Here is a 25,676-nt window from a genome sequence, read left to right as displayed (position 1 = left end):
GCGCGGGGCTCCGGGTGCGCCGTCAGGCCCGCGCGGGGCCCCGGGTGCGCGTCAGGCCCTCACGCGCCGCCGAGCCGGTTGGCCGTGTGGACGGCGCGCAGCACCGCCGCGGCCTTGTTGCGGCACTCGGTGTCCTCCGCGACCGGGTCGGAGTCCGCGACGACCCCCGCGCCGGCCTGGACGTACGCCGTTCCGTCGCGCAGCAGGGCGGTGCGGATGGCGATGGCCGTGTCGGAGTCGCCGGCGAAGTCGAGGTAGCCGACGCAGCCGCCGTACAGCCCTCTGCGGGTGGGTTCGAGCTCCTCGATGATCTGCATGGCGCGCGGTTTCGGGGCTCCGGAGAGGGTGCCCGCCGGGAAGCAGGAGGTGAGGACGTCGAAGGCGGTGTGGCCCTCTGCGACACGGCCGGTGACGGTGGAGACGATGTGCATCACGTGCGAGTACTTCTCGACCGACATGAAGTCGACGACCTCGACGCTGCCGGGCTCGCAGACCCGTCCCAGGTCGTTGCGGCCGAGGTCGACGAGCATCAGGTGCTCGGCGCGCTCCTTCGGGTCGGCCAGCAGCTCCTCTGCGAGGGCCTGGTCCTCCTGCGGGGTGGCGCCCCGGTGCCGGGTCCCGGCGATCGGGTGGACCATCGCGCGGCCGTCCTCGACCTTGACGAGCGCCTCCGGGCTGGAGCCCGCGACGTCGAAGCCGTCGAACCGGAAGAGGTACATGTACGGCGAGGGGTTGGTGGCGCGCAGCACCCGGTAGACGTCCAGCGCGCTTGCCGTGCAGGGCGTTTCGAAGCGCTGGGAGGGGACGACCTGGAAGGCCTCGCCGGCCCTGATCCGCTCCTTCACGTCCTCGACGGCGTCCTGGTAGGCCTTGCCGCCCCACAGCGCGGTGTACGGCGGGAGCTCGGAGGGCGGCAGGGCGGCGGGGGCGTTCTCGACCGGGCGGCGCAGGTCCCGCTCCATGGCGTCGAGCCGGGCCACCGCGTCGGTGTAGGCCTCGTCGACGCCGGTGGCCAGGTCGTTGTGGTTGATGGCGTTGGCGATGAGCAGGACGCTGCCGTCCCAGTGGTCGAGGACGGCGAGGTCGGAGGTGAGCAGCATGGTCAGCTCGGGGAGCTTGAGGTCGTCGCCCCCGCTCTCGCCGATCTTCTCCAGTCGGCGCACGATGTCGTAGCCGAGGTAGCCGACCATGCCGCCGGTGAAGGGCGGCAGTCCGGGCTCCTGCTCGTGCGGGGTGTGCAGGGTCTCGATGGTGGCGCGCAGGGCCTGGAGCGGGTCGCCGTCGACCGGGACGCCGACCGGCGGGGTGCCCAGCCAGTGGGCCTCGCCGTCGCGGGCGGTGAGCGTGGCGGCGCTGCGGACCCCGATGAAGGAGTAGCGCGACCAGGTGCGGCCGTTCTCCGCGGATTCCAGGAGGAAGGTGCCGGTGCGCTCGCCCGCGAGCTTGCGGTAGAGGCCGACGGGCGTGTCACCGTCCGCGAGGAGCCGGCGGGTGACGGGGATGACGCGCCGGTCGATGGCCAGCTTCCGGAAGGTGTCGAAGTCCATGGCGGCTGACCCTACTGTCCGAGGAAGAGGACGTCGGCGTCGAAACAGGTGCGGTCGCCGGTGTGGCAGGCGGCACCCGTCTGGTCGACCCGGACGAGGACGGTGTCGGCGTCGCAGTCCAGCGCGACGGACTTGACCTGCTGGATGTGGCCGGAGGTGTCGCCCTTGACCCAGTACTCCTGGCGGCTGCGCGACCAGTAGGTGCAGCGGCCGGTGGTCAGGGTGCGGTGCAGTGCCTCGTCGTCCATCCAGCCGAGCATCAGCACCTCGCCGGTGTCGTACTGCTGGGCGATGGCCGGGACGAGTCCGTCGGCGCCGCGCTTGAGACGGGCGGCGATGGCGGGGTCGAGTCCGCCGGCGGGCGCTGGGGTGCCGGGCGTGGGCGAGCTGGTCATCTCCCCATTGTGCCGTGGCCGGGAGGGCCGTCCGGGCGTGCGTCCACTGGGCGGACGCTGGACACCGGTCGTACGCTGGCGGACATGTCGACCCATGCGAAGCGCGAACGACTTCTGCTTGCGGACCTGTTGGAGGGGGCGGGCCCGGAGGCCCCGACCCTCTGCCACGGCTGGACGGCCCGGGATCTGGCGGCCCATGTGGTGGTGCGGGAGCGCAGGCCCGACGCGGCGGCCGGACTGGTGATCGGCCCGCTGAAGAGCCGGAGCGAGCGGATCAGAGACGAGTTCACCTCGAAGCCGTACGAGGAGCTGATCCAGCTCATCCGTACGGGTCCGCCGCGGATGTCCCCGTTCGGCGTGAAGCAGCTGGACGAGGCCGCGAACACCGTGGAGTTCTACGTCCATACGGAGGACGTGCGCCGGGCCCAGCCGGACTGGACCCCGCGGGAGCTGGACCCGGTCTTCGCCGATGTCCTGTGGTCGCGCACCGAGAAGGCGGCGCGGATGCTGGGGCGCAAGGCGCCGGTCGGCCTGGTGCTGCGCCGCCCCAACGGTCAGACCGCGGTCGCGCACAAGGGCGCCCCGGTGGTGACGGTGACCGGTGAGCCGGGCGAGCTGCTGCTGTTCGCGTTCGGGCGGCAGGACGCGGCGCGGGTGGAGCTGGAGGGCGACCAGGACGCGATCGCAAGGGTGACGACGGCGAAGCTCGGGATGTAGCGGCGTTCGGCGCGGTCAGCGCGGGAGTTCCGCGCGGCGCAGCGCGCGGGGCAGGAGGCCCATCACCGCCCCCGCCCCGCACAGCGAGGCGCTGGCGACGAAGACCGGGCCGGTGCCCCAGAGCGCCACGGCCGCGCCGGTGACCGGGTAGCTGAGCGGCGAGAGCGCGTGGGTGAAGAGCGTCGAGACCGAGGTGACGCGGCCCAGGTAGGCGGGGTCGGCGGCGGTCTGGATGAGGGCTCCGCACAGGGCGCCGCCCAGACCCGCGAAGAGCCCGACGAGGAGCGCGACACCGGCCGCGAGGGGTACGGAGGGCGCGTACGCCAGGGCGGCGATGGCGGCCGCGCCGATGAGCACGGTCAGGCACATGGTGAGCCCGGCCCTGGGGACCCGGCCGCGCACGGCGAGCAGCAGGGCGGAGGCGCCCGCGCCGATGCCGAAGGCGGCGACGATCCAGCCCATCCCGGAGGCGCCCCAGCCGCGTTCCTCGCTGAGCAGGATCAGGCCCAGGTTGAGCGGTCCGACGAAGCCGAGTTCGCTGACCGCCACGACGAGCATCAGCGGGCGGAGCAGCGGGTGGCGGCGGATGTGGCGCAGCCCGTCGACGAGTTCGCGCCAGGCGGTGCCGGGGGGCGCGGTCCCGGCCGTGTCCGCCACCGGCAGCGGACGCATCCGTACGGCGAGCAGCAGCGGCAGCGAGAGGGCGAAGAGCACACCGGCCACGGCGAAGCCGAGGACCGGGCCGCCGAGTGCGACGGCGACGCCGCCGAGCGGGGCGCCGACGACGGTCGCGGTCCGGGTGGCGAGGCCGCGCATCCCCTGGACCCGGGCGAGCTGGCCGGCCGAGGTGATCCGGGGCGGCAGGGCGCCGACGGCCGGGAGGAAGAGGGCGTCGGCCGCGCCGAAGACCAGGGCGACGACGAGCAGCATCCACACCGTGGGCGAGGTGAGCAGCAGCGCCCCGGCCAGGCCGAGGATGACCAGGCAGCGGACGGTGTCGCTCACGACCACGACCCGGCGCGGCCCGAACCGGTCCGCGAGCACTCCCCCGCCGAGCAGCAGCAGGGCCCTGGGTATCGCGCCGACGGCCAGCACGAGGCCGGTCTGGGAGGCGCTCCCGGTGCGGGCGGCGGCCCAGGCGAGGGCCATGTAATAGAGGTTGTCCCCGATCGTGGACGCGGTGTAGGCGCCGAGCCAGCGCAGCACGTTGCCGTCGCGGTGGGCGGGGCGTTCCGGGGCCTCTTGGGGCGTGAGCGTGGCGGTCACGGGGGCGTGTCCTCTCGGGTGGCCGGGTCAGGTCCGGAACGGGAATCCGTACAGGTGCAGCGCGACGTTCTCGCGGTTGTCCGTGTCACCGGCCTCTTCACGGGCACGGCCCTGTTCCTCGTACCGGTTGATGACCCCGTCCAGCTCGCGTTCGAGCGAGGCGAGCTCCTCGGGGTTCAGCCGGGCCAGGTACTCCGAGGCGAAGGAGCTCTTGCGCCACGGGGGCGTCCAGCTCCGGTACGCGTCCAGGAAGCGGCGGTACAGCTCGATGTGCTGGTCGAACGAGAGCCGGCTGACGGCGGTGTGGGTGGCGGCCTTCTCCGGCGCGTCGCTGAAGTCCTCGTCGTGGAAGCGCAGCCCCTTGGAGGCGGGCTGCCACCAGCGTTCGCGGCCGTCCCTGCCCGGACCTTCTGCCGCTTCGATCAGGCCGTGGTCTGCGAGCTTGCGCAGGTGGTAACTGACCAGGGAGACCTGCTCGTCGACCTGCTCCGCGAGCTGGGAGGCGGTGGCCTGACGGGCGATGTAGAGCGCCCGGTAGAGCTTCATCCGCAGCGGGTGCCCGAACGCCTTGAGTGTCCCGAGGTCGGACACCCTGCGTGATTCCTTGCTTGCCATGCCTCCACCGTAGATAGAAAAGAAAACTTGCGCAATATCTGTTGCGCAATAAATATTGCGGAACCCGGGCCCGTCACGGCAGCGGAAACGACGACGTCACCGGCCTTCACGGCCGGTGACGTCGTCGGAAACGGAGGAGGTTCAGCGGACCGGGTGACCGGCCTCCCGGAGGGCGCCCTTGACCTCGGAGATCCGCAGATCACCGAAGTGGAAGACGGACGCGGCGAGGACCGCGTCGGCTCCCGCGCCGACGGCCGGTGCGAAGTCCGCGAGCCGGCCCGCGCCGCCGGAGGCGATGACGGGGACGCTCACGTGTCCGCGTACGGCCGCGATCATCTCGGTGTCGTAGCCGTCCTTGGTGCCGTCGGCGTCCATCGAGTTGAGCAGGATCTCGCCCGCGCCCAGCTCGGCGGCTCGGTGCGCCCACTCGACGGCGTCGATGCCGGTGCCCTTGCGGCCGCCGTGCGTGGTGACCTCGAAGGTGCCCGCGGGGGTGCGCCTGGCGTCCACGGAGAGCACCAGGACCTGGCGGCCGAAGCGCTCCGCGATCTCCCGGATCAGCTCCGGCCGGGCGATGGCCGCGGTGTTGACGCCGACCTTGTCCGCGCCGGCCCGCAGCAGCTTGTCCACGTCCTCCGTGGTGCGGACGCCGCCGCCGACGGTGAGCGGGATGAAGACCTGCTCCGCGGTGCGGCGCACCACGTCGTAGGTCGTCTCGCGGTCGCCGCTGGAGGCGGTGATGTCGAGGAAGGTCAGCTCGTCGGCGCCCTCGGCGTCGTACAGCTTCGCCATCTCCACGGGGTCACCGGCGTCGCGCAGGTTCTGGAAGTTGACGCCCTTGACGACGCGGCCGTTGTCCACGTCGAGGCAGGGGATCACCCGTACCGCGAGGGTCATCGCGCACCTGCCCGGTAGGCCTCGACCTCGACCTCGACGACCAGGCTCGGGTCGATGAAGCCGGACACGATGATCATGGAGGCGGCGGGCCGCACGTCGTCGAACAGCTCCTTGTGCGCACGGCCGATCTCCTCCACGTCCCGGGCGTGGGTGAGGTACATGCGGGTACGGACGACGTCCTCGCGGCCCAGGCCCAGCTCCTTCAGCGCCTCGAAGGCGACCCCGAAGGAGGTGATGGCCTGCTCGTAGGGGCCGCCGGCGGAGATCTGGCCGCCGACCACGGAGGTGCATCCGGCCACCAGGACCAGCCCGTTCGGCAGCTCGACGGCGCGGGAGTAGCCGATCTTCTCCTCCCAGGGGCCGCCGGAGGAGACGCGCTTGACGGAGTCGGTCATGCGGCGACCGCCTTCAGGGCCTCTTCCAGCGTGAACGCCTCGGCGTACAGCGCCTTGCCGACGATCGCGCCCTCGACGCCTTCGGGGACGAGCAGGGAGATCGCCCGCAGGTCATCGAGGGAGGAGACGCCGCCCGAGGCGACGACGGGGCGCTCCGTGGCCGCGCAGACGTCCCTCAGCAGGCCCAGGTTGGGGCCCTGGAGCGTGCCGTCCTTGGCGATGTCGGTGACGACGTAGCGGGCGCAGCCCTCGGCGTCGAGGCGGGCGAGGGTCTCGTAGAGGTCGCCGCCGTCGCGGGTCCAGCCCCGGCCGCGCAGCGTGGTGCCGCGTACGTCGAGGCCGACGGCGATCTTGTCGCCGTGCTCCGCGATGACCTTGGCGACCCACTCGGGGGTCTCCAGGGCCGCGGTGCCGAGGTTGACGCGGCGGCAGCCGGTGGCGAGGGCGGCGGCGAGCGTGGCGTCGTCGCGGATGCCGCCCGACAGCTCGACCTTGATGTCCATGGCGCCGGCCACCTCCGCGATGAGGGCGCGGTTGTCGCCGGTGCCGAAGGCGGCGTCCAGGTCGACGAGGTGCAGCCACTCGGCGCCGGAGCGCTGCCAGGCGAGCGCGGCCTCCAGCGGGGAGCCGTAGGAGGTCTCGGAGCCGGACTCGCCGTGCACCAGGCGGACCGCCTGGCCGTCGCGTACGTCTACGGCGGGGAGCAGTTCAAGCTTCGGCATTACAGCGTCTCGATCCAGTTGGTCAGCAGCTGGGCGCCGGCGTCGCCGGACTTCTCGGGGTGGAACTGGGTGGCCCACAGCGCGCCGTTCTCCACGGCCGCCACGAACCGTTCGCCGTGCGTGGCCCAGGTGACCCTGGGGGCGCGGATGTTGGCGTTGGTGACTTCGAGGGACCAGTCGTGCGCGGCGTACGAGTGCACGAAGTAGTACCGGGCCTCGGCGTCGAGTCCGGCGAACAGCCGGGAGTCCTCCGGGGACTCGACGGTGTTCCAGCCCATGTGCGGGACGACGTCGGCCTTGAGCGGGCCCACGGTGCCCGGCCACTCGTCGAGCCCCTCGGTCTCCACGCCGTGCTCGATGCCGCGCTCGAAGAGGATCTGCATGCCGACGCAGATGCCCATGACGGGGCGTCCGCCGGCCAGCCTGCGGCCGATGATCCATTCGCCGCGCGCCTTCTTCAGCCCCTCCATGCAGGCGGAGAACGCGCCGACGCCGGGCACCAGCAGCCCGTCGGCGTTCATGGCCGTGTCGAAGTCGCGGGTGATCTCGACCTCCGCGCCGACCCGGGCGAGGGCGCGCTCCGCGGAGCGGATGTTACCGAAGCCGTAGTCGAAGACGACGACCTTCTTCTTGCTGTCCACGCGGCGCCCCTAGTCCCAGAGTCCCTGGATCCGCATGACGCCCGCGACCAGGCACATCAGGGATCCGATGGAGAGCAGCACGATGACGCCCTTGGGCATGCCCTGCTTCGAGAAGGAGTAGACCCCGCCGGCCAGGAAGAGGCCGACCAGGATCAGGATGGTGTTGAGGCCGGTCACAGCGCGCCCTTCGTGGAGGGGAGGATTCCGGCCGCACGCGGGTCGTGCTCGCTCGCGTAACGCAGGGCACGCGCGAGCGCCTTGAACTGGCACTCCACGATGTGGTGGGCGTTGCGCCCGTACGGGACGTGGACGTGCAGGGCGATCTGCGCCTGGGCGACGAACGACTCCAGGATGTGCCGGGTCATCGTCGTGTCGTACTCACCGATCATCGGCGCCATGTTCTCCGGCTCGGTGTGCACCAGGTACGGGCGGCCGGAGAGGTCGACGGTGACCTGGGCGAGCGACTCGTCCAGCGGGACGGTGCAGTTGCCGAAGCGGTAGATGCCGACCTTGTCGCCGAGGGCCTGCTTGAAGGCGGCGCCGAGCGCGAGGGCGGTGTCCTCGATGGTGTGGTGCGAGTCGATGTGCAGGTCGCCGTCGGTCTTGACCGTGAGGTCGAACAGTCCGTGGCGGCCGAGCTGGTCGAGCATGTGGTCGTAGAAGCCGACCCCGGTCGCGACATCGACCTTGCCGGTGCCGTCGAGGTTGATCTCGACGAGCACGGAGGTTTCCTTGGTGGTCCGCTCCACTCTTCCTACGCGGGCCTCGCGAGTCATGCGTCGTGCTCCTTCTTCAGTTCGCGTACCGCATCGAGGAACGCGTCGTTCTCTGCCGGGGTCCCTGCGGAGACCCGCAGCCATCCCGGTACGCCGTTGTCCCGGACCAGGACGCCCCGGTCGAGGATGTGCTGCCAGGCGGTGTGGCTGTCGGCGAAGCGGCCGAACTGGACGAAGTTGGCGTCCGAGTCGGTGACGTCGAAGCCCTGGGCGCGCAGCCCGGTGACGATCCGGTCGCGTTCGCTCTTGAGCCGGTCCACGTACCCGAGGAGCGTATCGGTGTGCTCCAGGGCGGCGAGCGCGGTGGCCTGGGTGACGGAGGACAGGTGGTACGGGAGCCGGACCAGCTGGACCGCGTCCACGACGGCGGGGTCGGCAGCGAGGTAGCCGAGCCGCAGTCCGGCGGCGCCGAACGCCTTGGACATGGTGCGCGAGAGCACCATGCGGGGGCGGCCCTCGATCAGCGGGAGCAGCGAGGCGTGGTGGCTGAACTCGCCGTACGCCTCGTCGACCACGACCATCGACGGCTTCGCGGCCTGCGCGGCCTCGTACAGCGCGAGGACGGTCGCGGCGTCGACGGCGGTGCCGGTGGGGTTGTTGGGCGAGGTGATGAAGACGACGTCGGGACGCTCCCGGGCGATGACCGCGCGGGCCGCGTCCACGTCGATGGTGAAGTCCTCGTTGCGCGGCCCGGAGATCCAGCCGGTTCCGGTGCCCCGGGCGATGAGGGCGTGCATGGAGTACGAGGGCTCGAAGCCGATCGCGGTGCGGCCCGGCCCGCCGAAGGTCTGCAGCAGCTGCTGGAGCACCTCGTTGGAGCCGTTGGCCGCCCACACGTTGGCGGCCTCGACCTGGTGCCCGGCGGTGCGGCTGAGGTAGCGGGCCAGCTCGGTGCGGAGCTCGACGGCTTCCCGGTCGGGGTAGCGGTTGAGGTCACGGGCGGCCTCGCGGACCCGCTCCGCGATCCGGTCGACCAGTGCCTCGGGGAGCGGGTACGGATTCTCGTTGGTGTTCAGCCGGACCGGTACGTCGAGCTGGGGGGCGCCGTACGGGGACTGGCCGCGCAGTTCGTCCCGGATGGGGAGGTCGTCCCAGGCGTTGCGCGTGGTGCTGTCGTTCGTCACTGCTGCGGAACCTTCCAGCCGAACCGTGCCTTGAGCGCGGCGCCGTGGGCGGGGAGGTCCTCCGCCTCCGCGAGCGTCACGACGTGGTGGGTGACCTCGGCCAGGGCGTCGCGGGTGTAGTCGACGATGTGGATGCCGCGCAGGAAGGACTGCACGGACAGTCCGGAGGAGTGGCAGGCACAGCCGCCGGTGGGCAGTACGTGGTTGGAGCCGGCGCAGTAGTCACCGAGCGAGACCGGGGACCAGGGGCCGACGAAGACCGCTCCGGCGTTGCGGACCCGGTCCGCGACGGCCGAGGCGTCGGCGGTCTGGATCTCCAGGTGCTCCGCGGCGTACGCGTCGACGACCTTGAGGCCGTCCTCCAGGTCGTTGACCAGGACGATCGCGGACTGGCGGCCGGCCAGCGCGGGTTCGATCCGGTCCGTGACGTGCTTGGTCGCGGCGACCTGCGGCTTCAGCTCGGCCTCCGTGGCGGCGGCGAGCTCCGCCGAGTCGGTCACCAGCACCGCGGCGGCCATCGGGTCGTGCTCGGCCTGGCTGATCAGGTCGGCGGCGACGTGCACCGGGTCGGCGGTGGAGTCCGCGAGGATCGCGATCTCGGTGGGGCCGGCCTCCGCGTCGATGCCGATGCGGCCCTTGAGGAGACGCTTGGCGGCGGCGACGTAGATGTTGCCGGGGCCCGTGACCAGGTCGACGGGCAGGCAGTCCTCGGTGCCGTAGGCGAACATCGCGACGGCCTGGGCGCCGCCCGCCGCGTAGACCTCGTCCACGCCGAGCAGGGCGCAGGCTGCCAGGATCGTGGGGTGCGGCAGTCCGCCGAACTCCTTCTGCGGCGGGGACGCGACGGCGATGCCCTCGACGCCCGCCTCCTGGGCCGGGACCACGTTCATCACGACGGAGGACGGGTAGACCGAGCGTCCACCCGGCACGTACAGCCCGACGCGCTCGACCGGCACCCACTTCTCGGTGACGGTGCCGCCGGGGACGACCTGGGTGGTGTGTGTGGTGCGGCGCTGCTCGCGGTGGACGAGGCGGGCGCGGCGGATCGACTCCTCCAGAGCGGCGCGCACGGCGGGGTCGAGCCGCTCCAGCGCATCGGCGATCGCCTCGGCGGGGACCCGGATCGAGCCGATCCGCACCCCGTCGAATTTCGCCCCCCAGTCGATCACTGCCGCAGAGCCACGATGGCGTACGTCCTCGCAGATGGGCCGCACCGTCTCCAGAGCGGCTTCCACGTCGAACTCGGCACGGGGCAGCAGGTCGCGCAGGGCGCCGCCCTCGGGGAGGGCATCGCCGCGCAGATCGATTCGAGAGATCACCCCCCAATTCTCTCAGACCGCCCCAGAGGCCCGGACGCCCGTATCACTGGCTGATACATGCCCTCGCTGTCACGGCTGACTATTAGCGTTCATTCGGTCACTCAGAGGGAATAACGGGACTACGGACCGACCCCCGATGTGCTGGTCGGCCCAAGGCTCCGAGTGAAAGGGGCGTCGGTGACCGAACCGCACGACGGGGATTTTCCGGACGACCTCAGCGCGGCCGAGCTGGGCATGTGGCAGTCGTTCAGGAACGGGACCACCTACGATCTGCGCGCCCGTGACGCGGCCCTCAACGATCCGTTCGCCCCGCTCGCCTGGGGCCTGGAACGCAGTGTGGACGCCCGGGTCGTCGCCCGGCTGCTGCTGAGCGGTCCCAAGGCCAGACCCGGCCGGGTGGCCGCGCTGAAGCTCCGGGGCGTACGGATCACCGGGAAGCTGGATCTCGCGGGCGGCCGGGTGGAGCCGTACGTGGAGCTGACCGACTGCCGGTTCGAGCAGGAGGTGGTGCTCCCCGAGTGCCACTTCACGACCTTGCGGATGGTCGGGTGCGCGATCCCCCGGCTGGACGCGGCCCGGCTGCGCACCGAGGGCGATCTCCATCTGCCGCGCTGCCGGGTCGAACGCGGCATCCGGCTCACGGACGCGCAGATCGGCACGGATCTGCTGATCAACCAGATCGGCGTCGGCCCCGACCGGCAGGGCCGGGCGTTCATCGGTGACGGGCTCACCGTCGCCCAGGACCTCCAGGCCGAGATGATCGAGACGCTCGGCGAGCTGAGCCTGCGCGGGGCCAAGGTGGGCGGTTCGCTGAGTCTGCGCGGCAGCCGGCTCCGGGCCACCCAGGGGCTCCGCGCGCTGAACGCCCCGCAGCTCAGCGTGGAGCGGACGCTGTACATGAGCGAGGCCTGGGTCAGCGTGGACACCGGGAACCAGGGCAACACTCCCCCGTACGGCATCACGCTGTCCCCGACGCCCGCGCACGGCACCCGGGCGCAGGTCTTCCGGTGCCGGGGCGGGGTGCGGCTGGACGACGGGCGGTTCGGGGACGCCGTCGATCTGCACAAGGCCGTCTTCGTCCTGATCGGTCACGAGGAGCTGTCGCTGCGCCGGATAGTGGCTCCGGAGCTGAGGTTCAACCCGGAGCGCCCGGCCCAGGGCCGGGTGGTGCTGAACGGGGCGAAGATCGTCACGCTGATCGACGTGTCGACCAGCTGGCCGGGCCCCGGCGGTCTGGCGATGGGCGGGTTCGTCTACGAGAACCTCGTCCCGTACGGGCACTTCCCGCTCTCCCGGCGCCTGGAGTGGGTGGCGGCGGCGACCCCGGAGTACGTGCCGGAGCCGTACGAGCGGCTGGCCGCGGTGCTCCGCAACAGCGGCGAGGACTCGGACGCCCGCGAGGTGCTGCTCGCCAAGCAGCGGCGGCGCCGGGAGACCCTGCCGCCCGCCGCGAAGCTCTGGGGGTACCTCCAGGACTGGACGGTGGCGTACGGCTACCGGCCGGGGCGGGCCGCGGTGTGGATGGCGGTGCTGTGGGCGGCCGGAGCGGTGGCCTTCTCGCGCTACCAGCCCGTGTCGATCAAGGGGAGCGAGCATCCGGAGTGGAACCCGTCCCTGTACGCGCTGGATCTGCTGGTGCCGGTGATCAATCTCGGCCAGGACGGCTACTGGCTGATGAAGGGCGGCTGGCAGTGGGTGGCGGCCGCGCTGATCATGCTGGGTTGGATACTGGCCACCACCGTCGCGGCCGGGGCCTCCCGGCTGCTGAGCCGGAACTGACCGCAGAGCGGCTCCGCCGCCCCGCCCACCTGCCCCTCCACCTGCTCCACGAACGGGTGGAGGGGCGCCTGAACACACCCCCGCGGCCGCGCCCACACCCGGCGACCGCTCCCACAGGACACTCCCGGAACAGCAGGAACAGGCCAGATTCCGCATTTTCCTTTACTCTTTCTTGGCCATCTGCCGGGCAACCCTTTCACTCGCCACCAAAGTTTCACAGCGCCCCTCTGGCGCCGCTCCCACCAGCGCTTTTCAATGGTCTGCACCATGCCTTTCCTCCGCGCTCTGCTCCGTACCGCGCGCATGGTCCGGCACACCCCGGAACTGTCGACCGGGTTGCCCGCGGACCATGCGGTGATGCTCGACGCCCCCGACGACCGGCTGTCGCCCGCGCTGGTCGCCGCCGCGCTCGGGGAGTACGAACCGGCCGCGAAGCTGCTCGCCACCACCAGGGACGCGGGCGAGTGGGAGAGCCGGGACCGCTACCTGAAGCGGCTCGTGGCGTTCGCCCGCAACCGGGACGGCTGGCTGGGCGACTGGCTGGCCGTCACCCCGCACGACCCCGACGCGCTGCTCGTCAAGGCCCAGCTCGCCCTGTTGCGCGCCTGGGAGTCGCCCGCCCGCGCGGAACAGCTGCGCGAGGTGGGGCCGATGATCACGGCCGCCGCGGAGTGCGACCCGCGCGATCCGGTGCCCTGGCGCCTCGCGCTCGACCACGCCCGCGGCACCCGGGCCACGCACACCACGTTCGAGGCGCTGTGGGAGCAGGCCGTACAGCGCTCCACGCACCACTACGGCTGCCACGTCGCCGCCCTCCAGTACCTCTCCGCCGCCTGGTACGGCTCGCACCGGGAGTGCTTCGACTTCGCCGAGCGGGCCGCGGAGGACTCGCTGTCCAGCTCCCTGGTGCAGGCGCTGCCGCTGCGGGCGGCCTTCGCCGTGCTGACCGAGGGGCCGGACGTGCGGACCACCTCGGTGCAGGTCGAGCGGATCGACCGGGCCGCGGATCTGGCGATCTCGCTCTCCACCGCGTTCGCTCCGGGCGATCCGTGGCCGGCCGAGGTCCGCAACCTGCTCGCGTACGTGCTGGTGGCGCGGGGGCGGTGGGACGAGGCGCTGGAACAGTTCCGGCAGATCGGACCGCACGCGGCGTCGTTCCCGTGGTCCTCCGTGTCCGACGATCCGCTCGGCCGGTTCCTCGACGCACGCGACGGCACCAGGCTCCAGGTGGCGTCTGTGACGCCCTTGCGACACCGGGCCGACCGAGGACGGGCCCACGGCCATTACGCTTGACCGTTGTGACCACCGCTCGCCTGCCTCTGTTCCCGCTGAACGCGGTGCTGTTCCCCGGCCTCGTGCTGCCGCTGAACGTCTTCGAGGAGCGTTATCGCGCCATGATGCGCGAACTCCTGAAGGCCGATGAGGACGAACCGCGCCGCTTCGCCGTGGTCGCCATCCGCGACGGCCGCGAAACCGCTCCGACGGCCACCGGAATGCCCGACCCCGGCCGCGTTCCGGTCGAGCGCGGTCCGGCGGACGGCTTCGGCCCCGATCCCGTCCAGACGTTCCACCGGGTGGGCTGTATCGCCGACGCGGCGAAGATCCGGGAGCGCTCCGACGGCAGCTTCGAGGTCCTGGCGACCGGCACCACCCGGGTCCGGCTGCTCTCCGTGGACGCCGGCGGCCCGTACCTGACGGCTGAGCTCGAAGAGCTGGAGGAGGATCCGGGCGAGGACGCGGGCGCGCTCGCCGAGGGCGTCCTGCGGGCCTTCCGGAGCTACCAGAAGCGGCTGGCGGGCGCGAGCGAACGCTCCCTCACCACCGGCGCGGACCTGCCCGACGACCCGGCCGTCATCTCGTACCTGGTCGCCGCGGCGGCCGTACTGGACATCCCCGCCAAGCAGCGCCTGCTCCAGGCCCCGGACACCGCGACCCGGCTCCGCGAGGAGCTGACGCTGCTGCGTTCGGAGACCGCCGTCATCCGCCACCTGCCGTCGCTGCCCGCGGTGGACCTGACCCGGGCCCCGACCCACCCCAACTGAGCGACCGGAGGGCCACTCCCCCGTGGCGAAGAAGCCGAAGAAGCAGCCCCAGACCGGCTCCACCCCCGCCACGGTCGCGCTGACCGCGGCCGGCACGCCCTTCACGGTGCACGCCTACGAGCACGACCCGGCGGCCGCCTCCTACGGCGAGGAGGCGGCAGAGGCGCTGGGCGTCTCCCCGGACCGGGTGTTCAAGACCCTGGTGGCCGACGTGGACGGCCGGCTGACCGTCGCGGTCGTCCCGGTCGCCGGCTCCCTGGACCTCAAGGCCCTGGCGACGGCCGTCGGCGGCAAGCGGGCGGCCATGGCGGACCCGGCGGCGGCGGAGCGGACCACGGGCTACGTCCTGGGCGGCATCTCCCCGCTGGGCCAGCGCAAGCGGCTGCCCACGGTGCTGGACGCGTCGGCACGGGCCCACGGCACGGTCTGCGTCTCCGCGGGGCGCCGCGGCCTGGAGGTCGAACTGTCCCCGGAGGATCTGGCAACCCTGACGGACGCGGTGTTCGCACCGATCGGCCGGGGCGCGTAGGCGCTCGTAGGGACGCGCCTTCCCGGGCGAACCGGTTCCGTCCTCAAACGGGTCGGGCCACATCCAGCCCCTCCGGCGATTAAGGAGCGGGGCCGGGCCACATCCAGCCCCTCCGGCGATTAAGGAGCGGGGTCCAGCCACATCCAGCCCCTCCGGCGATTGAGGAGCGGGGGCCGGCCACCTCAAGCCCCTCCGGCGATTGAGGAGCGGGGTCCGGGGCGGAGCCCCGGTTACGGGAAGGGGCGGGTAGGGGACAAGCCCCGCGCAGCGGCCGGCACCCGCCTCGCCGCTACGAGCCCGAAGGCGGCGCGGGCGGCTCGGGCGACGGCGGCCCGGACGGCGCGGGACCGGCAGACGGCGCCGGACCGGCAGACGGCGAGGGCGACGGCCCCGCCCCGTACACCGGCGCGCCCCCCGGCCCGTGGTAGACCCCCCACTCCGGCTCGGGATCCCGCGGCCCGAACATCGCCGTCAGCCCCAGATGCACGGCCATCGCCGCCAGCGACCACGCCAGCAGCGCCCCCTTCGCGTGCAGCTCCAGCGGCGCGTCGAAGATCACGCCCTTGCCCACCTCGCGCGCGTGGGCGACCACGTCGTCGGTCGGTCCGAGCCGGGTCCCCAGCTGCCACGCCAGCACCGAGCCGAGCACGCCGCCCACCGCGAGGCCCACGACGAGCACGACCCCGCCCCGCCGGTGGAAGAGGAAGGCCAGCCCCGCGGAGACCGCGCCGAACGCCAGCGCGAGCAGCGCGAACGTTCCGTCGGCCCCGATCGCCTCCTCGCCCTCGCTGTCGCTCAGGAAGACGGCGGTGTTGTCGGAGATCAGCGGCACCCGGGGCGCCAGCCACAGCCACAGCAGTCCGAGCGCGACCCCGGCGACCGTCACGGCCGCGCAGACGATCCCGGCGCGGCGCAGATCCGTACGGAGATCCCGTTCCTCCGGCGACTCCAGCAGGTTCCTGGGATGGGAGCCGCCGGGGCCGCCCCCTTTCTGCGGCGTCTGCCACGGCTCGTGGGGCGAGGGCTGGTGCGGCGGCGTCAGAGGTGCTGTCACCGTGCCATCGTGCCAGGCGTCCCCGCGCCGCGCCTCACCGGACCGCTGCCCTGCGGTACGCCCAGGCCGCCACGGCCAGCGAGAGCACGCCCACGACGGCGCAGACGGCCAGGTCGAGGGTGACGACGGCCCAGTCGGGGTGGGCGTCGAAGGAGCGGGCGAGCGCCTCGACCCCGTAGGTGGAAGGCAGCAGATCGCGCGCCCAGCCGATCGGCTCCGGCAGCCGGTTCGCCGGGAGCACGCCCAGCAGCAGGGCAGCGGACATGCCCAGCTGTCCCAGCAGTGTGGCCAGCTCCTGCCGGGGCGCGAGCAGCCCGAGCGCGGCGCCGAGCCCGGAGAGGGCCGCGCCGGAGAGCGGGATGACGGCGACGAGCACCCACAGATGGGTCATCGGCAGACCGAAGAGCACACTGCCGGTCACCGCCGTGACGATGGTGCCGGGCACGGTGAAGGAGGCGTACGCCCCGGCCGCCCCGAGCACCACGGCGGCGGGCGGCACGGGCAGCGTCGCGTAGTGGTCGAGCCCTCCGCCGGCCCGGAGCTGCCCGAAGTACTGGGCGAGCAGGTTCAGCGCGACGAAGGCGACGACCAGGACGCTGGACCCGGCGACGACGGCCCGCGCCTCCGAGCCGCCGTCGACGACCCCGCGCATCAGGACCATGATCCCGACGGACTGGAAGGTCGCCACGAAGAGCAGCGGGATGCGGGCGACCCTGGCCCGGGAGAGCTGGGCCCGGTAGACCGCCGCGAGCGAGGGGAAGAGCCTGGCCCTCGGGGCGAGCTCCGCGGCCTGCGTGCTCCGGCCGTCGGCGGAAGCGTCCCGGTCTGCCCTGCCCGACGGTGCGGAGCGGGCCGGCTGCCCGGACTGCCCGGACACCGCCTCCGCGCGAACGATGCTCGTCACCTGGCGCTGCTCCTGTTCGGTCCCTGCCCGGCCGCACGCCCGCACCGGTCCGTTCCGGCCGCGCCGCTCGTCGCACGCGTCGCGGTCATGACTTCACCAGTCCCCTGGTCGCGCCGCCGCCGAGCGCCAGATAGACATCCTCCAGGCTGGGCGTCGCCAGGGTGAAGTCGTCGAGCGCGGCGAAGGCCGCCCCGCCGGTCACCGCGGCGACCGCCGCCCGTGCCTCGTCGGGCCCGAGCCGCAGCACCCAGCGGCGTCCTGATTCCTGCGCGGACCCCCGCAGCGCGGCGACCTCCGGCACGTCCAGCGGGGCCCGTTCGCGCCACACCAGCTCCACCCTGACCTCACCGGCGACCTGCTCCTTGAGCCCGGCCGGGGTGTCGCAGGCGATGACCTTGCCCCGGTCGATGACGGCGACCCGGTCCAGGACGGTCTCGGCCTCGATGACGTTGTGGGTGACCAGCAGCACCGTCGCGCCGCGCTCGGCCCGCCGCCGGTCGACGGCCGCCCAGACGGCACGCCGGGCGACGGGGTCCATGCCGGTCGTCGGCTCGTCGAGGATGAGCACCGGCCGCTCCCCGACCAGCGCGGCGGCGACGCAGGCGAGCCGCCGCTGCCCGCCGGAGAGCTTCTTCAGGGGCCGGCCCGCGAGTTCGGCGAGGCCGAGTTCTTCGAGTACGGCGTCGCGCTCGGCGCGGGCGTCCCGTACCGGCAGTCCGCGCAGCCGTCCGGTGGTCTCGGCGGCGAGCGCCACCGTCAGCTCGTCCAGCGCGGTCGACTCCTGGCCGAGGTAGCCGAGCAGCCGGGAGGCCCGCTCGGGATGACGCACGAGATCGTGGCCGAGCATCTCGACACTGCCGGAATCGGGCCGCATCAGCCCGGTGAGCTGCCGTACGAGGGTGGACTTGCCGGCGCCGTTGGGCCCGAGCAGTCCGAAGATCTCACCGCGCCGGACGTCCAGGCTGATGCCGTCGGTGGCGCGTACCTCGGGGGTGGCGGGTCTGCCGCGCCTGCCCCGGGCCGCCGGGTAGGTCTTGACCAGGTCCCGCACCGCGCACACGGTGCCGCTCGCCGTCTGCGCCTGTGCTGTGCCCGTACTCACGAGGTACGAGGGTACGGGGTCCGGGCGCCCCCATGACGCCCGGGGCCGCGCCGACGGGACATCAACGCGGCAATCCGCGGAAGGGTTGAGCGCCCCGGCCCCCGATGCGGTCTCAGTCTCCGGCCGGTGCCGCTTTCTCCGTGCGGGCCACCGGCGGAGCGTGCTTCTCGGGCAGCGGCGGAACGTGCTCCGCGGCTGCCCGTACGTCGATCTCGCGCCAGAACCCGGCCCGGATCGCGTACCGGTCGTGCTCGTCGATCTGGTCGTCCTTGTGCGCGAGGAGGCCGAACCGGGCTGCGTACCGGAGCAGTTCGCCGTCGATGCGGTGCGGGACGCGGGGGTACATGGTGGACAGCTTCTGGAGGTGGAGGGTCTCCGGCAGCCGTTCCATCCAGCGCCGGGCGAAGACCTGGCCCACCTCGAAGGGGTCACCGCCGACCGTGGTGATGTCCTCCTCGCGGTCCGCCCAGCGCTGCTCCGCGCTGGTGACCTGGGCCAGCGTCGGGAGGGACGCGGTCTCCGGGGGCTCACCGAGGGGGCCGCCGCGCTCGACCCAGCCCCGGTCGGAGGACCAGCGCAGGGTAGCGCCGGCGGGCGGCGGGGCGGGCTGCTGGGCGGGCTGGGCGCCGGGGCCGGGGCCGCGCAGAGTGCCGGCGAGATCCTTCGGGGTGGGGACGCCCCGGCCCGGGTGGCCGTGCGGGGCGTGCGGGGCGTGCGGGGCGGCATCCTCCGACGGCTCCGGGGCACCGCTGCGGGCGGCCTCCTCCTGGGCCTCCGTGGCCCGCTCCGCGGAGGCCGCGAGGGCGGACTCGGGCAGCGGGGCGGAGAGGATCGCGGCGATCTCGGAGTTCCGCGCGGCGGGCGGCGGCGCGCACGGGCCGCCGGTCTCCTTGGCGCGTACGGCGCGGGTGATCCAGGCCCGGTCGAGCACGCGCCGCTCGTCGGCCTCCGCGACGAGGTCCTCCGACTGGTTGTAGTCGCCGTCGGCGGCCTGGACCGCCCAGAGGTGGACGGCCACGCCGTGTTCCTTGGCGGACATCAGTCCGGGCAGCAGATCGCCGTCGCCGGTCACCAGGACCACGTCGGAGCAGGCGCGGTTGCGCGCGAGCTCGGTGAGCTCCGCGTGCATCGCCGCGTCGACCCCCTTCTGCGCCCAGCGCCCGTCACTGCGGGTGAGGGCGCCCAGTCGAACCGTCACCCGTGGCATGACGCGCAGTCTGCGGTGCTCGGGCTGCGGTACCCGGTCGGGGGCGCCGTCGAACCAGTAGATCCGCAGCAGCGGCTGTTCCGTATCGGCCTCCGCCCGCTCCCTCAGCCCCTGGATCAGGGCGGCGTGGTCGACGGTGATGCGGGAACGGGCGGGCTCTCCGGCCAGCAGGCTGGCGGCCGCGCCCAGCAGGTAACCGGCGTCCACCAGGACGACGCAACGGTCCACGCGTTCCACCCTCTTCCAGGAATTCGGGAACGGGTCCACTCAGGTCAGGGGTTTTCTTCGAGTCTGCCCGACCACGCGGGGGTTAACGGGTGGAACTCGATCATCGGCGTGGCGGATCCGGAAAACGGCGCATCATACCCCCTCACTACGCACGGTAATGATCCAACATGCGATGTTTATCCGATTATGTGAATTTGATTGTGGTCCTGGCCCCGAGAGTCCCCCAAGGAGGAACACCATGGCCAAGAACAAGAACCGCAAGCAGGGCAGCCAGCAGGACCGCGCTACCGAGTCGGAGCGCGGTGCTCAGGAGGCACGGTCCACGGCCTTCGAGTCGCAGAACCAGCCTCAGTCCCAGTCCCAGGGCAGCCCTGCCGATGTTGCGCGTAAGCATCAGCGGCGCTTCGGCCACAACTGACCGGACTCCCCCGGTACGGCCACAGGCCGGTAGCCGAGAGGGGCGCTCCCGCATTCGCGGGGCGCCCCTCTCGTGCGTGTGCGACGGGTCCGGTCCGTACGTGTGCGGCGGGTCCGGTCCGGCGCGTGTGTGCCGGGTCCGGCGGCTCAGCCGGCCAGGCAGGACGGGCCGAGCAGCACCTTCAGGTCTCCGAAGAGCGCCGGGTCGGCCTTCACCCGGTGCCGGTCGAGCCGGAGCACCGTGGTCTTGCGGGGGCCCTGGAGCCTGATCCGCACCTCCGTGTCGCCGCGGTGGCTGCTGAGCACCTCGCCGAGCCGGCTGACCATGGGCGGGGTGATCTTGACCGTGGGGATGGTCAGGATCACGGGGGCGTTGGTGCCCGCGTTGGAGATGTCGGGGACCTGCATCTCCATGGCGACGAGCCGGGGCACGTCCTCCCGCTTGTCGAGCCGTCCCTTGACGAAGACGACGGTGTCCTCGACGAGCTGGGTGGAGACCAGCTGGTAGGTGGCGGGGAAGAACATGCACTCGATGGAGCCGGCCAGGTCCTCGACGGTGGCGATGGCCCAGGCGTTGCCCTGCTTGGTCATCTTGCGCTGGAGGCCGGAGATGATGCCGCCCACGGTGACGATCGCGCCGTCGCTGTGCTCGCCGCCCATGAGCTGGGCGATCGCGGCGTCGGCCTTGTCGCTCAGCACGTGCTCGATGCCGAAGAGCGGGTGGTCGGAGACGTACAGCCCGAGCATCTCGCGCTCCTGGGCCAGCAGGTAGGACTTCTCCCACTCGATGTCGGAGAACTCCACGTCGAGCCCGAAGCCGGGCTCGCCGCTGTCCTCCTCGCCGCCGCCGAAGAGGTCGAACTGCCCCTCGGCCTCCTTGCGCTTGACCTGGACCACGTTGTCGATCATGGGTTCGTGGTGGGCGACGAGCCCCTTGCGGGTGTGGCCCATCTCGTCGAAGGCGCCGGCCTTGATGAGGGACTCCACGGTCCGCTTGTTGCAGACGACCGCCTCGACCTTGTCGAGGAAGTCGGGGAAACTGCTGTACTTCCCCTTCGTCTTGCGGCACCGGATGATCGAGTCGACGACGTTCTGGCCGACGTTGCGGATGGCCGTGAGCCCGAACAGGATGACGTCGTCACCCTGGGCGGCGAAGTTCGACTCCGACTCGTTGACGTTCGGCGGGAGCACCTTGATGCCCATGCGGCGGCACTCGTTGAGGTAGACCGCCGACTTGTCCTTGTCGTCCTTGACCGAGGTCAGCAGCGCCGCCATGTACTCGGCGGGGTAGTTGGCCTTCAGATAGCCGGTCCAGTAGGTGACCAGTCCGTACGCGGAGGAGTGCGCCTTGTTGAAGGCGTATCCGGCGAACGGGACCAGCACGTCCCAGAGCGCCTTGATCGCGGCGTCGGAGAAGCCGTTCTTCTTGGCGCCGGCCTCGAACAGGACGAAGTTCTTCGCCAGCTCGTCGGCCTTCTTCTTGCCCATCACGCGGCGCAGGATGTCGGCCTCGCCGAGCGAGTACCCGGCGACGATCTGGGCGGCCTTCTGGACCTGCTCCTGGTAGACGATCAGGCCGTAGGTGAGACCGAGGACCTCCTTGAGCGGCTCCTCCAGCTCCGGGTGGATCGGAGTGATCTCCTGGCGGGCGTTCTTGCGCTCGGCGTAGTTCGTGTGCGAGTTCATGCCCATCGGGCCCGGCCGGTACAGGGCCGAGACGGCGGAGATGTCCTCGAAGTTGTCGGGCTGCATCTGGCGCAGCAGCGAACGCATCGGCCCGCCGTCGAACTGGAACACCCCGAGCGTGTCGCCCCGGCAGAGCAGCTCGTACGTCTTGGGGTCGTCCAGCGGGAGGGCCAGCATCTCCAGGTCGATGCCCTTGTTGGACTTCACCATCTTGATGGCGTCGTCCATGATCGTCAGGTTGCGCAGCCCCAGGAAGTCCATCTTGAGCAGGCCGAGCGACTCGCACTGCGGGTAGTCCCACTGCGTGATGGTGACGCCGTCGGAGTGCCGCGTCCAGAGCGGGGCGTGGTCGACGATCGGCTCGCTGGACATGATGACGCCCGCGGCGTGCACGCCCATCTGCCGGACCAGCCCCTCGACGCCCTTCGCGGTGTCGATGACCTTCTGGACGTCCGGCTCGTTCTCGTACATCCCCCGGATCTCGCCCGCCTCGCTGTAGCGCGGGTGCTTGGGGTCGGTGATGCCGTTGAGGTCGATGCCCTTGCCGAGGACGTCGGCGGGCATGGCCTTGGTGAGGCGGTCGCCCATCGCGTACGGGTAGCCGAGGACGCGGGCGGAGTCCTTGATCGCGTTCTTGGCCTTGATCTTGCCGTAGGTGCCGATCATGGCGACCTTGTCGGCGCCGTACTTCTCGGTCACGTACCTGATCACCTCGACGCGCCTGCGCTCGTCGAAGTCGATGTCGACGTCGGGCATGGAGACGCGCTCGGGGTTGAGGAACCGCTCGAAGATCAGCCCGTGCTCGATCGGGTCGAGGTCGGTGATGCCCATCGCGTAGGAGACGATCGAACCGGCGGCGGAACCACGGCCGGGGCCGACCGCGATGCCGTTGTTCTTCGCCCACATGATGAAGTCCGCGACGACCAGGAAGTACCCCGGGAACCCCATCTGGATGATGATGTCCATCTCGTACTCGACCTGCTTCTGCCGGTCGTCGGGGACGCCGTTCGGGAAGCGGCGCGCCATCCCGACCCGGACCTCCTCCTGGAACCAGGTGATCTCCGTGAAGCCCTCGGGGATGTCGAACTTCGGCATCAGGTCGCGCTTCTCGAACATCCCGGTGGTGTCGATCTGCTGCGCGACCAGCAGGGTGTTGGCGCAGCCCTGCTGCCAGGCGTCCGAGGAGTCGACGGCGTACATCTCGTCCGTCGTCTTCAGGTAGTAGCCGGTGCCGTCGAAGCGGAAGCGGTCCGGGTCGGAGAGGTTCTTGCCGGTCTGGATGCACAGCAGCGCGTCGTGCGCGGTCGCCTCGTTGGCGTAGGTGTAGTGCGAGTCGTTCGTGACCAGCGGCGGGATGTCCAGCTTCCGGCCGATCTCCAGGAGCCCGTCGCGGACCCGGCGCTCGATCTCGATGCCGTGGTCCATCAGCTCCAGGAAGTACTTGTCCGCGCCGAAGATGTCCTTGTAGTCGGAGGCCGCCTGCACCGCCTCGTCGAACTGGCCGAGCCGGAGCCGGGTCTGCACCTCACCGGAGGGGCAGCCGGTAGAGGCGATCAGACCCTCCGACCACTGGGAGATCGTCTCCTTGTCCATCCGCGGCCACTTCTGCAGCCAGCCCTCGGCGTAGGCGTCGGAGGACAGCTTGAAGAGGTTGTGCAGGCCCTTGGCGTTGGACGCCCAGATCGTCTTGTGGGTGTACCCACCGGAGCCGGAGACGTCGTCACGCTTCTGGTGCGGCTGGCCCCACTGGATCTTCCGCTTGTGCTTGCGCGACTCCGGGGCGACGTACGCCTCGATCCCGATGATGGGCGTCACATTCGCCTTCTTGGCCGAATGGAAGAAGTCGTAGGCGCCGTGCAGGTTGCCGTGGTCGGTCATCGCGATGTGCGACATGCCCATCGTGTTCGCCGCCTCGAACATGTCCTTGAGCCGCGCGGCACCGTCCAGCAGCGAGTACTGGGTGTGGACGTGAAGGTGCGTGAAAGGCGGCTTGGTCACGGCGCTGTGCCTCCGGGAAAACTGAGGATGTCGGCTTGGGGGGACAGCGTGGAAGTCTACGTCTCCCGGGTCACGAGTGACGGGCACTCCGGGATACGGTCGCGCGTTGGAAGAGCTGGGACGCCCGTCCCATTTGTCATGTACGTCGTCACGCAGGCCAGGTACCAGGAGGCACCCAGAGATGTCGGAAACGCAGACCGGCGCAGCGCAGCGCGGGGAGCAGATCCTTGAGGTTTTCGACACCGCCTTCGGTGAGCTGCTGGCCGCCGATCCGGCCGCCTTCCGGGTCAAGTTCCGCAAGATGGCGGGCTCGGCCTTCGCGTTCTACCGGGGTACGGCGTGCCTGTTCTACGGCGATCTGGAGCGGGAGCGGCACGGCGGCCCGTACCTCGACGAGCGCACCGGCCGGGTGTGGATCCACGGCGATCTGCACGCGGAGAACTTCGGCACGTACATGGACGCCAACGGCCGGCTGGTCTTCAACGTCAACGACTTCGACGAGGCCTATGTGGGCCCGTTCACCTGGGACCTCAAGCGCTTCGCCGCCTCCGTCGCCCTGATCGGTTACGCGAAGGCGCTGGGCGACGAGCAGATCACCGAGCTCGTCCGGATCTTCGCGGCGGCCTACCGCGAGCGGATCCACGCGCTGGCGACGGGCGCGAAGAGCGACGAGCTGCCGCCCTTCACGCTGGACACCGCGGAGGGCCCGCTGCTGGGCGCCCTGCGTGACGCCCGCGCGCTGACCCGGTTCTCGCTGCTGGACTCGATGACCGTGATCCGTGACTTCGAGCGCCGCTTCGCGGACGGCGGCGGCGCGATCGATCTGGACGCGGCGACGCGCTACAAGGTGCTCGCGGCGTTCGACGGCTATCTGGAGACGCTGCCGGAGTCGAGCCTGACCCGGCCCGACTCCTACCGGGTCAAGGACGTCGTCGGCAGGCGCGGGATCGGCATCGGATCGGCCGGGCTGCCCTCGTACAACATCCTTCTGGAGGGCAACAGCGACGCCCTGGAGAACGATGTGGTGATCTACCTCAAGCAGGCGCAGACCCCCGCGGTCTCCCGGCACATCACGGACGCCGCGGTGCGCGACTACTTCCAGCACGAGGGGCACCGCACGGTGATCTCGCAGCGCGCCCTCCAGGCGCACGCCGACCCGTGGCTGGGCTGGACCGAGCTGGACGGCTCAGGACAGCTGGTCGCGGAGGTCTCGCCGTACGCCGTCGATCTGGACTGGTCCGACATCGACGAGCCCGACGAGATCGCGGCGGTGGTGGCCGACCTCGGCCGGGCGACGGCGACGATGCACTCCGCGGCGGACGACGAGAGCGGCCACTCGCTGGTGCCGTTCTCCACCGAGCGGGCCATCGACGCGGCGATCGCGGCGGACGAGGAGGGCTTCGGGGACCTGCTGGTGGACTTCGCCCACAGCTACGGCGCACGGGCCCGCGCCGACCACCAGATCTTCGTGGACCTGTTCCGCAACGGCCGGATCCCGGGGTTGTGAGCGCACCGAGCCTGCGGCTTTAGGGCTCGCTTACAGGTTGGCGTGCGACACTCCTCGACGATGGACATATCCGGGACGCAGCTCAGACTCGTGCGCGCGGCGCTCTTCACGGCGCTCGTCGTGACGCTGTCGGCTGCGTCCCATGTGCTGCTCTCCCAGGTCCCGCTGCCGCTGCCGCTCCTGGCGGTGCTGGCCGGCGGGGTCTTCGCCGTCGCGTACGCGCTGGCCGGCCGGGAGCGCGGCTTCGGGGCGATCGCCGGGCTGCTGGTGCCGCTGGAGCTGGTCGCCGACACCGTCTTCACCACCGGTCAGCACCTCTGTTACGGCGCCGCGGGCGGCCCGATCACCGGCCCGCTGCGTTCGGTGGGCGTCGATGTGTTCTGCGGCGGCGGTGACGTCGGCGCGGGCGCGACGGCGTTCGCCGGGGTCGGCGGGGTGGGCACCCCGCTCGCCTCCGTGACCGGTTCCGGGCACGGCGCCGCCGCGCTGCTCGCCTCCCCGGGGCCCCTGGTGCCGTGGCTGCTGCTGGCCGCCCATGTCACCGTCGGGCTGCTCGCCGCTGCCTGGCTGCACCGCGGTGAGCTGGCGCTCGCCGGTCTGCTGGGCGCGTTCGCGCTGCTGGCGTTCCGGCCGCTGCTGGTCGCGGTCGCCGTGGCGGGGACGGCCCGTCACCGGGTACGCCGCCCGGTGAGGCCTTCGCCGCGCGGCCCGCACGCGCACGCACCGGCCCGCCTCCTCGTGCACTCCGTGGGACGGAGGGGACCGCCGCGCTCGGCCTGCGCCACCGCCTGAGCAGGAGTCCCCGACCA

The 25,676-nt window shown here is 71.7% G+C and carries 25 protein-coding genes; 8 read left to right on the top strand and 17 right to left on the bottom strand.

From position 1 onward, the window contains the following. Positions 1–59: 59 nt before the first annotated feature. Together ACZ601_RS12020 and hisI are read right to left on the bottom strand one after the other, a co-directional pair. Positions 60–1,547, bottom strand: a complete 1,488-nt coding sequence (locus ACZ601_RS12020; RefSeq protein ID WP_440577089.1) for an anthranilate synthase component I — start codon at positions 1,545–1,547, stop codon at positions 60–62. 11 nt (positions 1,548–1,558) lie between these two features. Further along, on the bottom strand, positions 1,559–1,942 hold the full coding sequence (gene hisI, locus ACZ601_RS12015) for a phosphoribosyl-AMP cyclohydrolase (RefSeq protein WP_469536131.1): 384 nt from the start codon (positions 1,940–1,942) through the stop codon (positions 1,559–1,561). 84 nt (positions 1,943–2,026) lie between these two features. Between hisI and ACZ601_RS12010 the strand changes: the two genes are divergently transcribed. Continuing rightward, a complete protein-coding gene (locus ACZ601_RS12010; protein WP_440577091.1) occupies positions 2,027–2,659 on the top strand; it encodes a TIGR03085 family metal-binding protein in 633 nt (210 codons plus the stop codon). A 15-nt stretch (positions 2,660–2,674) separates the two neighbouring features. Here ACZ601_RS12010 and ACZ601_RS12005 read toward each other — a convergent pair whose 3' ends face one another. From ACZ601_RS12005 to hisD, 10 genes are all read right to left on the bottom strand, one after another. Beyond that, positions 2,675–3,925 (bottom strand): MFS transporter, encoded by a 1,251-nt coding sequence (locus ACZ601_RS12005; RefSeq protein WP_469536127.1) that lies wholly within the window; start codon positions 3,923–3,925, stop codon positions 2,675–2,677. Between the two features lie 27 nt (positions 3,926–3,952). Further along, positions 3,953–4,540, bottom strand: coding sequence for an ArsR/SmtB family transcription factor (locus ACZ601_RS12000; protein ID WP_469536125.1), 588 nt, complete (start codon positions 4,538–4,540; stop codon positions 3,953–3,955). Positions 4,541–4,681: 141 nt separating this feature from the next. Next, the gene (gene hisF / locus ACZ601_RS11995) at positions 4,682–5,437 is read right to left on the bottom strand and encodes an imidazole glycerol phosphate synthase subunit HisF (protein WP_469536122.1); all 756 of its coding nucleotides are present in this window, start codon (positions 5,435–5,437) and stop codon (positions 4,682–4,684) included. After that, the gene (locus ACZ601_RS11990; protein ID WP_469536119.1) at positions 5,434–5,832 is read right to left on the bottom strand and encodes a RidA family protein; all 399 of its coding nucleotides are present in this window, start codon (positions 5,830–5,832) and stop codon (positions 5,434–5,436) included. Before ACZ601_RS11990 ends, hisF begins: the two co-directional genes overlap by 4 nt. Beyond that, on the bottom strand, positions 5,829–6,554 hold the full coding sequence (gene priA, locus ACZ601_RS11985; protein WP_311306229.1) for a bifunctional 1-(5-phosphoribosyl)-5-((5-phosphoribosylamino)methylideneamino)imidazole-4-carboxamide isomerase/phosphoribosylanthranilate isomerase PriA: 726 nt from the start codon (positions 6,552–6,554) through the stop codon (positions 5,829–5,831). Before priA ends, ACZ601_RS11990 begins: the two co-directional genes overlap by 4 nt. Continuing rightward, positions 6,554–7,195, bottom strand: a complete 642-nt coding sequence (gene hisH / locus ACZ601_RS11980; RefSeq protein WP_440577097.1) for an imidazole glycerol phosphate synthase subunit HisH — start codon at positions 7,193–7,195, stop codon at positions 6,554–6,556. The genes priA and hisH overlap by 1 nt, the downstream gene beginning before the upstream one ends. 9 nt (positions 7,196–7,204) lie before the next feature. After that, positions 7,205–7,372: a hypothetical protein gene (locus tag ACZ601_RS11975; RefSeq protein ID WP_199884395.1), complete on the bottom strand. Its 168-nt coding sequence runs from the start codon at positions 7,370–7,372 to the stop codon at positions 7,205–7,207. Then, a complete protein-coding gene (gene hisB, locus ACZ601_RS11970; RefSeq protein ID WP_311306228.1) occupies positions 7,369–7,971 on the bottom strand; it encodes an imidazoleglycerol-phosphate dehydratase HisB in 603 nt (200 codons plus the stop codon). Before hisB ends, ACZ601_RS11975 begins: the two co-directional genes overlap by 4 nt. Then, a complete protein-coding gene (locus tag ACZ601_RS11965) occupies positions 7,968–9,095 on the bottom strand; it encodes a histidinol-phosphate transaminase (RefSeq protein ID WP_469536113.1) in 1,128 nt (375 codons plus the stop codon). Before ACZ601_RS11965 ends, hisB begins: the two co-directional genes overlap by 4 nt. Further along, complete coding sequence (gene hisD, locus ACZ601_RS11960) at positions 9,092–10,414, bottom strand: histidinol dehydrogenase (protein WP_469536111.1); 1,323 nt, start codon at positions 10,412–10,414, stop codon at positions 9,092–9,094. Before hisD ends, ACZ601_RS11965 begins: the two co-directional genes overlap by 4 nt. 177 nt (positions 10,415–10,591) lie before the next feature. On the opposite strand from hisD, the gene ACZ601_RS11955 reads away from it, so the two are divergent. From ACZ601_RS11955 to ybaK, 4 genes are all read left to right on the top strand, one after another. Further along, on the top strand, positions 10,592–12,193 hold the full coding sequence (locus ACZ601_RS11955) for an oxidoreductase (RefSeq protein WP_469536109.1): 1,602 nt from the start codon (positions 10,592–10,594) through the stop codon (positions 12,191–12,193). Between the two features lie 255 nt (positions 12,194–12,448). Continuing rightward, complete coding sequence (locus ACZ601_RS11950; RefSeq protein WP_469536107.1) at positions 12,449–13,486, top strand: hypothetical protein; 1,038 nt, start codon at positions 12,449–12,451, stop codon at positions 13,484–13,486. 5 nt (positions 13,487–13,491) lie between these two features. Further along, positions 13,492–14,235 (top strand): LON peptidase substrate-binding domain-containing protein, encoded by a 744-nt coding sequence (locus tag ACZ601_RS11945; RefSeq protein ID WP_469536106.1) that lies wholly within the window; start codon positions 13,492–13,494, stop codon positions 14,233–14,235. Positions 14,236–14,257: 22 nt separating this feature from the next. Beyond that, on the top strand, positions 14,258–14,764 hold the full coding sequence (gene ybaK, locus ACZ601_RS11940) for a Cys-tRNA(Pro) deacylase (RefSeq protein ID WP_440578725.1): 507 nt from the start codon (positions 14,258–14,260) through the stop codon (positions 14,762–14,764). A gap of 289 nt (positions 14,765–15,053) precedes the next feature. Here ybaK and ACZ601_RS11935 read toward each other — a convergent pair whose 3' ends face one another. From ACZ601_RS11935 to ACZ601_RS11920, 4 genes are all read right to left on the bottom strand, one after another. Continuing rightward, a complete protein-coding gene (locus ACZ601_RS11935; RefSeq protein WP_469536102.1) occupies positions 15,054–15,818 on the bottom strand; it encodes an ABC transporter permease in 765 nt (254 codons plus the stop codon). Between the two features lie 34 nt (positions 15,819–15,852). Further along, positions 15,853–16,722, bottom strand: coding sequence for an ABC transporter permease (locus ACZ601_RS11930; RefSeq protein WP_469536100.1), 870 nt, complete (start codon positions 16,720–16,722; stop codon positions 15,853–15,855). An 85-nt stretch (positions 16,723–16,807) separates the two neighbouring features. Next, the gene (locus tag ACZ601_RS11925; RefSeq protein ID WP_440578728.1) at positions 16,808–17,782 is read right to left on the bottom strand and encodes an ABC transporter ATP-binding protein; all 975 of its coding nucleotides are present in this window, start codon (positions 17,780–17,782) and stop codon (positions 16,808–16,810) included. Positions 17,783–17,936: 154 nt separating this feature from the next. Continuing rightward, entirely contained in the window at positions 17,937–19,268 is a 1,332-nt protein-coding gene (locus tag ACZ601_RS11920) for an NYN domain-containing protein (RefSeq protein ID WP_469536097.1), read from the bottom strand. Between the two features lie 229 nt (positions 19,269–19,497). Between ACZ601_RS11920 and ACZ601_RS11915 the strand changes: the two genes are divergently transcribed. Then, a complete protein-coding gene (locus ACZ601_RS11915; protein WP_440575570.1) occupies positions 19,498–19,677 on the top strand; it encodes a hypothetical protein in 180 nt (59 codons plus the stop codon). A 146-nt stretch (positions 19,678–19,823) separates the two neighbouring features. Here ACZ601_RS11915 and dnaE read toward each other — a convergent pair whose 3' ends face one another. After that, positions 19,824–23,360 carry a DNA polymerase III subunit alpha gene (gene dnaE, locus ACZ601_RS11910; protein ID WP_440575571.1) on the bottom strand — a complete coding sequence of 1,179 codons (3,537 nt, stop codon included), beginning with the start codon at positions 23,358–23,360 and terminating at the stop codon, positions 19,824–19,826. 181 nt (positions 23,361–23,541) lie between these two features. Here dnaE and ACZ601_RS11905 point away from each other — a divergent pair, with 181 nt between their 5' ends. Continuing rightward, complete coding sequence (locus tag ACZ601_RS11905; RefSeq protein WP_469536092.1) at positions 23,542–24,867, top strand: DUF2252 domain-containing protein; 1,326 nt, start codon at positions 23,542–23,544, stop codon at positions 24,865–24,867. A gap of 60 nt (positions 24,868–24,927) precedes the next feature. Next, a complete protein-coding gene (locus ACZ601_RS11900; RefSeq protein WP_440575573.1) occupies positions 24,928–25,659 on the top strand; it encodes a hypothetical protein in 732 nt (243 codons plus the stop codon). Positions 25,660–25,676 lie beyond the last annotated feature (17 nt).

Source organism: Streptomyces sp. NPDC104307, assembly GCF_055584045.1.
The sequence above is the reverse complement of the archived record's forward strand: the minus strand, read 5'-3'. Positions and strand labels throughout refer to the sequence as shown.

Excerpts from the sequence above, each read along its gene's own strand:
- ACZ601_RS12020 (WP_440577089.1), bottom strand. The coding sequence starts at position 1,547 with ATGGACTTCGACACCTTCCGGAAGCTGGCCATCGACCGGCGCGTCATC.
- hisI (WP_469536131.1), bottom strand. The coding sequence starts at position 1,942 with ATGACCAGCTCGCCCACGCCCGGCACCCCAGCGCCCGCCGGCGGACTC.
- ACZ601_RS12010 (WP_440577091.1), top strand. The coding sequence starts at position 2,027 with ATGTCGACCCATGCGAAGCGCGAACGACTTCTGCTTGCGGACCTGTTG.
- ACZ601_RS12000 (WP_469536125.1), bottom strand. The coding sequence starts at position 4,540 with ATGGCAAGCAAGGAATCACGCAGGGTGTCCGACCTCGGGACACTCAAG.
- hisF (WP_469536122.1), bottom strand. The coding sequence starts at position 5,437 with ATGACCCTCGCGGTACGGGTGATCCCCTGCCTCGACGTGGACAACGGC.
- ACZ601_RS11990 (WP_469536119.1), bottom strand. The coding sequence starts at position 5,832 with ATGACCGACTCCGTCAAGCGCGTCTCCTCCGGCGGCCCCTGGGAGGAG.
- priA (WP_311306229.1), bottom strand. The coding sequence starts at position 6,554 with ATGCCGAAGCTTGAACTGCTCCCCGCCGTAGACGTACGCGACGGCCAG.
- hisB (WP_311306228.1), bottom strand. The coding sequence starts at position 7,971 with ATGACTCGCGAGGCCCGCGTAGGAAGAGTGGAGCGGACCACCAAGGAA.
- ACZ601_RS11950 (WP_469536107.1), top strand. The coding sequence starts at position 12,449 with ATGGTCTGCACCATGCCTTTCCTCCGCGCTCTGCTCCGTACCGCGCGC.
- ACZ601_RS11915 (WP_440575570.1), top strand. The coding sequence starts at position 19,498 with ATGGCCAAGAACAAGAACCGCAAGCAGGGCAGCCAGCAGGACCGCGCT.
- ACZ601_RS11905 (WP_469536092.1), top strand. The coding sequence starts at position 23,542 with ATGTCGGAAACGCAGACCGGCGCAGCGCAGCGCGGGGAGCAGATCCTT.
- ACZ601_RS11900 (WP_440575573.1), top strand. The coding sequence starts at position 24,928 with ATGGACATATCCGGGACGCAGCTCAGACTCGTGCGCGCGGCGCTCTTC.